The 10,308-nt window shown below is 68.4% G+C and carries 9 protein-coding genes; 2 read left to right on the top strand and 7 right to left on the bottom strand.

The annotated features are described in order from the left end of the window. The first annotated feature begins 212 nt into the window (after positions 1–212). Positions 213–1,010: a glucose 1-dehydrogenase gene (locus tag IT306_07060; GenBank protein MCC7368161.1), complete on the top strand. Its 798-nt coding sequence runs from the start codon at positions 213–215 to the stop codon at positions 1,008–1,010. A gap of 136 nt (positions 1,011–1,146) precedes the next feature. Next, positions 1,147–1,704, top strand: coding sequence for an AAA family ATPase (locus IT306_07055; GenBank protein MCC7368160.1), 558 nt, complete (start codon positions 1,147–1,149; stop codon positions 1,702–1,704). Positions 1,705–1,974: 270 nt separating this feature from the next. Here the strand turns inward: IT306_07055 and IT306_07050 are convergent, their stop codons facing one another. The 7 genes from IT306_07050 to IT306_07020 form a co-directional block, all read right to left on the bottom strand. After that, on the bottom strand, positions 1,975–3,222 hold the full coding sequence (locus IT306_07050) for an amidohydrolase (protein MCC7368159.1): 1,248 nt from the start codon (positions 3,220–3,222) through the stop codon (positions 1,975–1,977). Positions 3,223–3,244: 22 nt separating this feature from the next. After that, the gene (locus IT306_07045) at positions 3,245–3,580 is read right to left on the bottom strand and encodes a hypothetical protein (GenBank protein MCC7368158.1); all 336 of its coding nucleotides are present in this window, start codon (positions 3,578–3,580) and stop codon (positions 3,245–3,247) included. Further along, positions 3,567–3,932, bottom strand: coding sequence for a Rieske (2Fe-2S) protein (locus IT306_07040; GenBank protein ID MCC7368157.1), 366 nt, complete (start codon positions 3,930–3,932; stop codon positions 3,567–3,569). The genes IT306_07045 and IT306_07040 overlap by 14 nt, the downstream gene beginning before the upstream one ends. 572 nt (positions 3,933–4,504) lie before the next feature. After that, positions 4,505–5,545: an ABC transporter substrate-binding protein gene (locus IT306_07035; GenBank protein MCC7368156.1), complete on the bottom strand. Its 1,041-nt coding sequence runs from the start codon at positions 5,543–5,545 to the stop codon at positions 4,505–4,507. Between the two features lie 127 nt (positions 5,546–5,672). After that, positions 5,673–6,755: a phosphoglycerate dehydrogenase gene (locus IT306_07030; protein ID MCC7368155.1), complete on the bottom strand. Its 1,083-nt coding sequence runs from the start codon at positions 6,753–6,755 to the stop codon at positions 5,673–5,675. Positions 6,756–7,079: 324 nt separating this feature from the next. Continuing rightward, positions 7,080–9,422 carry a xanthine dehydrogenase family protein molybdopterin-binding subunit gene (locus IT306_07025; protein ID MCC7368154.1) on the bottom strand — a complete coding sequence of 781 codons (2,343 nt, stop codon included), beginning with the start codon at positions 9,420–9,422 and terminating at the stop codon, positions 7,080–7,082. Then, positions 9,419–10,306, bottom strand: coding sequence for an FAD binding domain-containing protein (locus IT306_07020; protein ID MCC7368153.1), 888 nt, complete (start codon positions 10,304–10,306; stop codon positions 9,419–9,421). Before IT306_07020 ends, IT306_07025 begins: the two co-directional genes overlap by 4 nt. Positions 10,307–10,308 lie beyond the last annotated feature (2 nt).

The following is a 10,308-nucleotide window of genomic DNA, read 5'->3' as shown; positions in this document are numbered from 1 at the left end:
GCTTGAAAGCCCCGCCTACGATCCTGCAGTCGCTGCGCGACGCTCCAGTCGCACCAGTGCCGGCCGTTCCCGACGGCCGTCGCGCAGCGACGGCGTGACTGTAGGCGGGGGTTTCAACCCCCGACCGCCCGTTCCATGATGCTTCGCGTACACCAACGAACATGCAATCGCCCTGTACCATGTGGCAGCAGCCGAGGCTTCTGGGAGGACGTATGGGCACGCTGGATGGGAAGATCGCGCTGGTGACGGGCGGCGCGCGCGGGATCGGCCGGGCGATTGCGCTGCGGTTCGCGCGGGAAGGCGCTGACGTGGCCGTCGCCGACCTGAATGGCGAGGGCGCACAGTCCACGGCCGGCGAGATCGAGGCGCTGGGTCGGAAGGCGGTTGCGCTGAGCGTGGACGTGCGGCAGCTTTCGCAGATTCAGGGGATGATCGACCGGGTGGTGCAGGTGTTCGGGCGGCTGGACGTGGTGGCGAACAACGCCGGCGTGGTCCGCGTCGAACGGTTTCTCGACGTAACCGAACAGCACTGGGACTTCATCATGGACGTGAACGCGAAGGCCGTGTTCTTCGTGATGCAGGCCGCCGCGCGCCAGATGATGACCCAGGAGGCCGGCTCGGATGGCCTGCGCGGTCGGATTATCAACACGGCGTCGATCGCGGCCAAGCCGGGCGGCCGGCCGATGTTCGCGCCGTATGCCACCAGCAAGGCGGCCGTGTTGTCGATGACACAATCGGCGGCGGTGGCGCTCGGCCCGTACATCACCGTCAACTGCGTCTGCCCGGGTGTGGTGGATACGGCCATGTGGGCGCAGATCGACTCCGAGATCGCGGAGATCGAGGGCTTGCAGAAGGGCGAGGCCTGGGCGAAGCGAATCGCCCCGATCCCGCTCGGCCGGCCGCAACAGCCGGAGGATGTGGCCGGGGTGTTCGCGTTCCTGGCCGGGCCGGACGGCGGCTACATCACCGGGCAGCCGTTCACGGTGGATGGGGGGATCGTGCCCGGCTGAACGGGCAACGTGCGGCCATCGGGCTGGCCCAGGAGGTCGCCGGGCTGGGCCGGCCGGGGTCCGTCAATGTGCTCGCAGGGTGGCCCGTTGGCTACCATCGCGAGTGCGGGGAATCTGAGCGATCCGGAGAGCGTCGGTGCGTGTCGTCTACGTGTATGGCCCACCGGGCGTTGGCAAGCTCACGGTGGCACGGGAACTCGTCGCACAGACCGGGTTCAGGCTGCTCCACAACCATCTGACGGTCAATCTGGTGAGCACGCTGTTCCCGCATGGAACCGCCGATTTCACCCGACTGGTGCGCCAGTTTCGGCTGACGATGATGGAGGAGGCCGTCCGCGCCAACGTCGATCTCGTCGTGACCAATGTCAACACCGGCTCGGCGGCTCAGCACGCCTTCATCCAGTCGCTCACCGACGTCGTTGCCGCCGGTGGCTGCATGACGGTGTTCGTGCAACTGACCTGCCGGCGTGATGTCTGGCTGACGCGGATCGCGAGCGAGTCGCGCCTCAGCGAGAGCAAGCCGACCGATCCCGCCGTGATCCTGCGCCTGTTCGAGAACAAGGACCCGTTCGCCAGGTTGCCGTTCGAGCCGCTCCTGACCCTCGACACGACGAATCTGTCGCCGGCTGACGCTGCCGCGCAGATCGCAGAGCACTACGCGCTGCCCGTCAGGGCTACCATCGCGGAGTCGTAGGGCCGGGGCAGCGTCTACGCCGTCCCGGCCGCCACCAGTGCTTCGCTTGGCCCCGAGAAGCCGTCTGGACCGCGGGGCCGCGCTTTCGGGTGGACACTCCCGCGTGGCCGCCGGCTACCGCTGCGGCAGATGACAGGTGCAGGCGTAGTCCAGGTCGTCGGCCCCGCGCCAGCGCTCAGCGTCGCCGTCCGGTTGGCCCGCAGGGTGTGCTCGGCGTCCGCGCCGCCCCCGGCGACGCGGACGGCCTGTCTGACGACACTGCCCCGGGGGTCACGGCGCGCCCGGACCGACCGGCTCATGGTGGGGCAGGCGCTCCAGCTTGAACAGCTCACGGGCGTTCTCACCGAGGATGCGCCGCTTGGCGTTCTCCGAGAGGAACGGCAGGTCATAGATCGTGCTGGGAAGATTGAAGTCCCAGTGTGGATAGTCCGACGCGAAGAGCAGCTGTGTCTCGGCGCGAATCATCTTCAGCGTCTGCTGGAGCGCGTCCAGGTCGCCGTCTTCGATGGGCTGGGTGGTGTAGTAGAAGTTCCGCCGCATGTACTCGGACGGCTTCATCTTCAGGAGCGGTGCTTCGGAGGTCCGCATCATGTACTCGTTGTCGAGCCGCTGCATCATGAACGGAATCCAGGCGAGGCCGCTCTCCATCCAGATCCACTTGAGCTTCGGGAAGCGCTCCGGCAGCCCGTTGATGACGCAGTTGGTCAGGTGGACCATGTTGTAGAAGCAGAACCCGAGCGCATGGACGGAGAGGAACTTGTTCATGCCTTCGAACATGCGCTCGCTGGCGTAGGCGCTGGCGTGGAACGCGATGGGCAGGTCGCGCTCCTCGATGGCCCGGTACACCTTCATGTAGGCGTTCTCGTGGATCGGGCGGTAGCGCGCGCCGGTCACCATGAACCCGACGACGCCCGGCTTGTCGCCGAAGTACTCGACGGCCCGCAGGCTGGCCTCCGGATCGGTGAACGGGAGGTACACCAGCGTCTTGATACGGTCGTCGTGCGGCATGATCTCTTCGGTGAGCCACCGCGTGTACGCCCACGAGAGCTGTGTCTCGATGTACGGATCGGGCTGCATGCCGAGGTGGAGCATCGGCGTCGGGAACTGGATCTGGTAGTTGATCCCGATGCTCTCCATCTGGCGACGGATCATCGTCACGTCGCGCGGGACATCGGGCTCGCCCTTCTCCAGCCGGCGCTTGGGGTAGCGCACGATGCGGCCGGCCACCGCCTGGTTCTGGTTGTACTCGATGGTCAGCGACTGCGACTTGCCGTACTTGTCGCGGCCGCCAGCCCGGTGCCGAACGATCTCGTCCTCGATGTACTTCGCGATGTCGGCCATCGCGTCGTTCTCGTAGTGGTGGGCGTCGGCGTCCACGATCAGGAACCTGGAGTAGTTGCGCTCTTTCGCCTGCTGCTGGGCATGATCGAGGTGCGCCCGCGTGTCGAAGCCGTCGCGGTCACCCTGGACGATGGTACGGACCAGGTCGGACTGGGCCGAGTCGGAGGTAAGGGTCATGCGGAGCACTCCTGAAAACTCGTTACGCCTTGCCCCAGCCGCGCCACAGGCTCAGCTCGAACACATCGAGATTGACCGCTTCGAGCATCGCCATCGCGGTGACGGTCACGTCGGTGGCGGTGGCGCTGTCGCCGACGAACGGCGAGTACTCGGCGCCTGCCTGCCGCTGCGCCACGTACAGCTTGACGGCGAGCGTCATGAGCCGCTGAACGGCCTGCCGATCGACGTCCTCCACCGAGCCGGCCGCGAGGCGACGGTCTACTTCGGCGTAGACAGCATCAATGGCGGCGGCCAGGGCGTCGGGACCGGACGGCTTCGCGGGCGTTGCGACGCTGGACCCGGAGTCACGCGACGACATAGATGTTTCCTTCCCGCTCAACCGTCTCGAAGCGACGCAGCTTGCGGCTCGGATCGCCCGCGCAGGCGCCCGTCTTGAGGTTGTACTCCCAGCCGTGCCAGGGGCAGACCAGATGCGTTTCCTCGGTGGAGAAGCGCTCGCCGGCTGAGGTCTGGTTCTCACCAAGGATCGCCTCGACGCGCCCGATCAGCACGCCTTCGCCAACGGGACCACCGTTGTGCAGGCAATAGTTCGCGTAGGCGTAGTAGCTGTCGTCGTGCCGCAGCACCACGACCTCGCGCCCGTTGACTGGCACGATCTTGCGTGCGCCGTCGTCGAAATCGGCGACGACACCGGCAAATACCTCAGCCATAGGTGTGGGGAGCTCCTTTGGCAGAAATGGAAGGAGGAGAGCCAGCAGCCCGCGCAAAGGCACGAGCCAGCCTGCCGGCTGGTCGCCTTGCCGGCTGGTCGCCTTGCCGGCTGGTCGCTCCCCCCAGAGCCCTCGGACGGCGCGCCGCCGTTCCGTGTGCGTCGTCTGGCGAGGCTGGCGAGCGCCGACCGCACTCGGCAGCCTCGTGACGGTACTGGTGGCCTGTCAGTCGTGAACGACCGGGTCGGGTCACTCGACGCTTCCCCCGTCATCCCGAGCAAAGCGACCCGTTCGGCACGCTCAGGGCAAGCCTGATGACCTTCCCCCGTCATCCCGAGCGACGTGAGGCTGCTCCCGTCACCGTCATCCCGAGCGGAGTGAGCGTGCGAACGAAGTCGAGGGATCTTCCTCACGCTCCAGAAGGAGAAGATCCCTCCACTCCGCTCGTTCCTCGCGTAGCTTGCCCTGAGCGTGCCGAATGGGGTTGGGATGACGGACGGGAGGTCGTTTCTCGCCGCTGTCGGGTTGACGATGGGCACCGAGCGACCCTGCGATTCACGCCTGCCGAGCCACTAGATGCCCAGTTCGGCGTTCAGCCCCAGCTCCTGGAGCTTGTCCAGCGGAACCGTGGTGTACGCCTTGGAGACGTCCACGTCCAGCAGCTCGGGCTGGACCGAGGAGAGCACGGTCCGGGTCAGCTCCCAGGCGCCAGGGGTCGAGCGCAGGGTGCGCGCGCCGTAGGTCGTGAACGCCGTCACCTGCCTCGACGCGCTGTCGGCGTTGTCGAGCCGCGCCCACGCCATGAAGATCTCGGTGGCCTTCGCCGGGTCGGAGAAGATCAGGTTCTGGCCTTCGAGGAGGGCCGCCGTCATCGCCAGACAGGTGTTCGGGTTCGCCTCGAAGAACTCGCGGCGGGTGTTCATCCCGTTGCGCCCGTACTCCAGGGCGCTGTCCGCCGTGTGAGACAGGATGTTGAGGCCCTGGGCCTTCATCTCGTCGTCCAGCACCGAGTCTACGACCGCGCCGTGCACCGAGCCAGCCCGCAGCGCCGCGATGCGGGCCGACTGGCCGCCGACCGCCGAAAGGATCACGTCATCGCCGGTCAGGCCGGCGTTCTGCAGGCCGATCAGCGCCGCGCCGTGCGACGTGCCGCCGATGGCGCTGATGGCGACCGACTTGCCCTTGAGGTCGGCAGCGCTCTTGATGTCCGGGCCGACGACGATCGAGTCGGTCAGCCGGGTGGCGGTCATGGTCAGCGAGATGAGCGGCAGGTCGGTGGTCAGGGACGAGACGACCGGGCCGACGCCCATCGCGCCGAAGTCGGAGCCGCTCGACACCAGCGCCTGCACGGTCTTGGCATCGCCCTCGGCAAACACCAGATCGACGTTCAAGCCGTACTTGGTGAAGAAGCCGGCCTCCTTTGCCACGGCGTACGCCAGCTGCGTCGGCTCGTAGGTCGAGTGGGCCAGCGTCAGGTTGGCCTTCTCGGGCGCGGGCAGCGTGACCAGGGCCGGGGCCGCGAACGCGGTCTTCGACAGGACCGACGGGGCAACAGCGGCGGCAGCAAGGGCAGAGCCAGCCAGGGACAGGAAACGCGCGCGGGACACTCGCATGGACAACCTCTCCTCCTCAAGGACGAACCGATGGGGGGCCGGGGCAACCATCGCCCCAGGGTGACGGCGGAACGGGCAGTCTGGACCTGTCGGCGCGTGATCGCTGGTCGTGACCTCCTCCGGCAGGCTACCGCGATGGGACCGTAGCGCGATCCGCGGCGAGCGCGGCGACCCGTGTACGCCAGCGCTCGATAGCGGCCCGATTGGTGACGAAGTCGGGAACCTCCCGGCGCAACGCGCGGAGGATGTTCTCGCTGGCCATGCGCGTGCCGGTGGCCTGTGACGCCAGGCTCCCGCCGACACAGTGCGGCGTCAGGATGATCCTGTCGGGGTTGACCCGGCGCAGCGGGTTGTCCATCGCCAGCGGCTCATCCTCGAACACGTCGAGTGCCGCGCCAGCGATCCAGCCCTCGTCGAGCGCCCGCGCCAGGGCTGCCTCGTCCACGACCTCGCCCCGCGAGGTGTTCACGAGGTAGGTGTGCGGCTGCATGGCCCGCAGCCGCTCCTCGTTGATGATGCCGCGCGTCTCCGGGGTCAGCGTGACATGGCAGGTGATGAAGTCGGCCTCGCCCACCAGCTCGTCCAGCCGCACCAGCTCCACGCCGACCGCGAACGCCATCGCCGGCTCGACGTACGGATCGGCGGCGATCAGCCGGACCCCGAAACCGCTCAGCCGCTTCGCCACGTTCATGCCAACGCGCCCCAGCCCGATGATGCCGACCGTCTTGCCCAGCAACAGCGATCCGAGGCTGCCCGGGGCTTTCCACTTGCCCTCGCGGACGCGGCGCTGGTTCTCGTTGACCCGCTTGGCGAGCGAGATCATCAGGCCGACGGTCGCCTCGGCGACGCCCAGGAAGTTCTCAGGGGCCGGGCTGTTGACGACCAGGATGCCCAGCTCGGTGGCCGCCGCGCGGTCGATCTTCTCGACGCCGATGGTGGCCTTGGCGACGAGGTTGAGGCGCGGCAGACTCTGGAGCACGCGCGCGGAGATCGTGTCGCGGCTGGACACCAGGGCGGCGTCGGCGTCGTGGAGCAGGTCGATGAGCTGATCCTCGGTGTAGCACGGGCCGGGCGACCGATCGAAGGTCGTCCCGACGATCACCTCGCAGCCGCCGGCTTCCAGGACCGACGACCAGCCCGGGCGATCCCATGGGCCGGTGGCAACAACACGCCAACGGGGGGATGAGCCGTGTTTCGCGGGGTCGCTCACGCTTTCACTCCAGCACGCCTCGCACAAAAGACAGGGAGGAGGGCCAGGGCTGCCTCGGTCATACGGCCTCTCCCACCGACCACGCTACCCCGCCACGAGGCAGCGTGCATAATGAATACAATATCCGGTCTGGAATTTCCAGCCGCTCAGCATTCCGTCATCCTGACCAGACGGTCGGGACGGCGTGTGGTTGCACATTTTGACCAGATCGGCCCGCTGACTCGGCGGAGCGCCCATGAACAACGCCGTGCGGGGTTCCGCTTGCCCCGACGCAGCCCGCCCCTGGCGGCTCCCCGTTCGACTGGGGCCGGGCGCGAGGCCCGGCTACTCGCCGCGTGCCGCCTTGACCTCCTGGATCGCCCGCCAGACCCGCTCCGGGGTGAACGGCGCTTCTCGCAGGCGGATGCCGCACGCCTGATACAGCGCGTTGGAGATCGCCGCGCACATGCTGCTGCTCGGGCCGTCGCCGATGCCCTTTGCGCCGTACGGCCCGACGCCGTCGCGGTTCTCGACCAGGATGCCGTGGAAGTCGTCGGGGATGTCCCCGAAGCGCGGCACGCGGTAGTCGAGCATCGAGCCGTTCATGAGCTGCTCGCCGTCGTAGACCAGCTCCTCGCCCAGCGCCACGCCGAGCCCCATCGTGGCCGACCCGAGATCCTGCCCCTCCGCGAGGGTCGGGTTGATGGCGAGGCCCACGTCGCCCACCGTCACCAGCTTGTGGACGGTGATGCGGCCGGTCTCCGGGAACACTTCGACCTCGACGCCAGCGATGGCCGGCTCCCAGAACGGCGGCAGCTCGGCCAGCTCGTCCTTCTGGCGGATCTCGGCTGCGCCGCTGACCTCCATGTCGGAGATCCCGAAGTACTTGCCGATGATGTCGCTCCAGGACATGTGGCGGCCCTCGGAGACGACGCCGGTCGGCTCCAGGATCAGGTCGGCTTCGTCAGCCTCCCAGATGTCGGCGGCCATCCGCTTGAGCGTGTCCTTGGCGGCCCGGCACGCTCCCAGGACCGTCCGCCCTTCGAGGGTCGTGGTGCGGTCCGCGCCCGTCGAGCGCGCGAACGGCGTCAGGGCCGTGTCCGACATCACCACCCGCACCTTGTCCAGATCGATGCCGAACTCCTCGGCGGCGATCTGCGCCAGGACCGTCCGGCTGCCCTGGCCCATCTCGGCGCTGCCCGTCAGGACCGTCACCGAGGTGTCGCCGTGGACGCGGATCTCGCTGCGGCCAATCGGCTGCGCGCCGGAGTCGATCACGGCGATGGCCATGCCGCGCCCACGGTTCGGCCCGAGCGGCGCGCCCCACCCCAGCGCGTCTGCCAGCTTGCGGACGTCACCCTTCACGTCGGCGGTCAGGCCGCGCCGCTTCGGGAAGAACCGCTCGCCGTGATCCGCGAAGCTCTTGAGCCGGAACTGGACCGGGTCCACCCCGACCGCCTCGGCCAGCTCGTCCACCTGGACCTCGGCCGCCATCGTCACCTGCGAGACGCCGAACCCGCGATACGAGCTGGCCGGACAGGTGTTGGTGTAGACGGCGTAGCTGGTGATGTCGACCGCCTCCCAGCGGTACGGCCCGACGATCCGGACGGCCGCCTTGGAGGAGACCAGCGGGCTGTTCTCGGCGAATGCGCCCGTGTTCATGTAGATCGTGGCGCGCCGGGCCAGCAGCTTGCCCTCGGCGTCGACAGCCGTCTTGATGAAGATGTGGGCATCGTCGGCGCGGGTCGTCAGGATCGACTCGTCGATGGTCAGCTCCAGCTTGACCGGCCGCTTCGCCTTCCACGAGCACAGGGCCGTCAGCGGCTCGATCTTCGTGTACGACTTCGAGCCGTAGCCGCCGCCGATCAGCGGAGTCGAGATGCGGACCTGGTTGAGCGGCAGGCCGAAGATCTCGGCCACGTCGCTGCGGACCATGAACGGGTGCTGCGCGCACGAGTAGACGGTGATCTGGCCGTCTGACGCATCGGCGATGCTGACGTACGGCTCCATGGCGTAGGCGTAGGTCATCGGGTAGCGGAACTCGCCCTCGACGATCTGCGCCGCCTTCGCGAACGCCGCGTCCACGTCGCCCCACTGGACGTGGTTCTCCTGGCAGACGTTGGTGATGCGGTCGCCGGCCTTCAGCTCGACATGCCCCGGCGAGACGCCCTGGCCGTAGCGCGACTCATGCACCAGCGGGGCATCCTCGGCCAGCGCGTCGTCGCAGGTGATGACCGAGGGCAGCTCCTCGTACTCGACCGCGATATCGTCCAGGGCCAGCTGGGCGATCACCGACGACTCGGCGATCACCGCCGCCACCGGCTCCCCGATGAAGCGGACCTTGTCGAGCGCCAGGACCGGGTGATCCTTGATGGCGTGGCCGAACCGGGCGTTGTGGAGCACCGACAGGTCGTCGCCGGTCACCACGCAGATGACGCCCGGCCGCTCCAGGGCCGCGCTCGCGTCGATCGAGACGATCCGCCCGTGCCCGATGGGGCTGCGGAGCACCTTAGCGTAGGCCAGGTTGGTGATCGGCAGGTCGGCGGTGAACCTCGCCGCGCCGGTCACCTTTGGCGGGCCATCGGTGCGCGGGATCGAGTGGTGGACGACGCGGAAGCCGAACGGATCGGGCGCCACGTCGGGCGCTTCCGATTCTGGAATCTCTGGCCGCTCCGAAACGCTTGTCATGCCGTTGCTCGCTCCGTGCCGGCCGCCGTGAGCCGCTCGAACGTCTGCCGCAGGAATACGCCGATCAGGTGCGCCTTGTATGCTGCCGAGCCGTCACCATCGTCCAGCAGGTCAGCAGCGGCGGCGAGGGCTGCGCCAGCCTCGGCCAGCCGGCCGCGGATCTCGGAGATCGGGCCGACGAGCAGCGCTTCGGCCTCCGCGCCGCGCACCGGGATCGGGCTGGCCGAGCCGACGGCCGCGCGGGCGTCGGTCACCGCGGCGGCCGCTGCGTCGATCTCCAGCGCCAGCGCCAGCCCGAGCATCGGGCGCTCGCGGACCTGGAACTTGGTGTACGCGGACACCCAGGCCGTGCCCCTGAGGGGGATGTCAATCGACGTGAGCAGCTCGCCCTCGGCCAGCGCCGTCTCATACGGCCCGACGATGAACTCGTCGATGGGCAGGCTGCGCGCGCCGTCTGGCCCGTCGATCTGCATTGTGGCGTCCAGGCAGAGCAGCAGCGTGGCCGGGTCGGAGTGCGGCTCGCCGAAGCAGAGGTTGCCGCCCAGGGTGCCCGAGGCCCGCACGCGCGGATTCGCGACCTTCCCCTCAAGCTCGGCCAGCGACGGGATGTGCTGACGGATCAGCGGCGAGCGCTCGACGGCCAGGTGGGTCGCCAGCGCCCCGATCCGCAGCGCGCCATCCGAGACCTCGATAGTTCCCAGGCCGGGGATCGTCTTGATGTCGATCAGGCTGCCGTACTGGAGGCCGCCATGCTTCATGACCAGCAGCAGTTCGGTGCCGCCAGCGTAGGCACGGGCATCGTCGCCGCCGTCGAGCAGCAGTTGCGACGCCTCGTCCAGGCTGGCGGGCTGCTGGATGGTGAACGGGGGCAGGAAGGTCGGCATGG

The organism is Chloroflexota bacterium, from assembly GCA_020850535.1.
Classification (GTDB): Bacteria; Chloroflexota; UBA6077; order UBA6077; family JACCZL01; genus JADZEM01.
The sequence above is the reverse complement of the archived record's forward strand: the minus strand, read 5'-3'. Positions and strand labels throughout refer to the sequence as shown.

Coding starts and splice junctions, on each gene's coding strand:
- IT306_07025 (MCC7368154.1), bottom strand. CDS start 9,422: ATGACAAGCGTTTCGGAGCGGCCAGAGATTCCAGAATCGGAAGCGCCC.
- IT306_07040 (MCC7368157.1), bottom strand. CDS start 3,932: ATGGCTGAGGTATTTGCCGGTGTCGTCGCCGATTTCGACGACGGCGCA.
- IT306_07045 (MCC7368158.1), bottom strand. CDS start 3,580: ATGTCGTCGCGTGACTCCGGGTCCAGCGTCGCAACGCCCGCGAAGCCG.
- IT306_07020 (MCC7368153.1), bottom strand. CDS start 10,306: ATGCCGACCTTCCTGCCCCCGTTCACCATCCAGCAGCCCGCCAGCCTG.
- IT306_07060 (MCC7368161.1), top strand. CDS start 213: ATGGGCACGCTGGATGGGAAGATCGCGCTGGTGACGGGCGGCGCGCGC.
- IT306_07050 (MCC7368159.1), bottom strand. CDS start 3,222: ATGACCCTTACCTCCGACTCGGCCCAGTCCGACCTGGTCCGTACCATC.
- IT306_07035 (MCC7368156.1), bottom strand. CDS start 5,545: ATGCGAGTGTCCCGCGCGCGTTTCCTGTCCCTGGCTGGCTCTGCCCTT.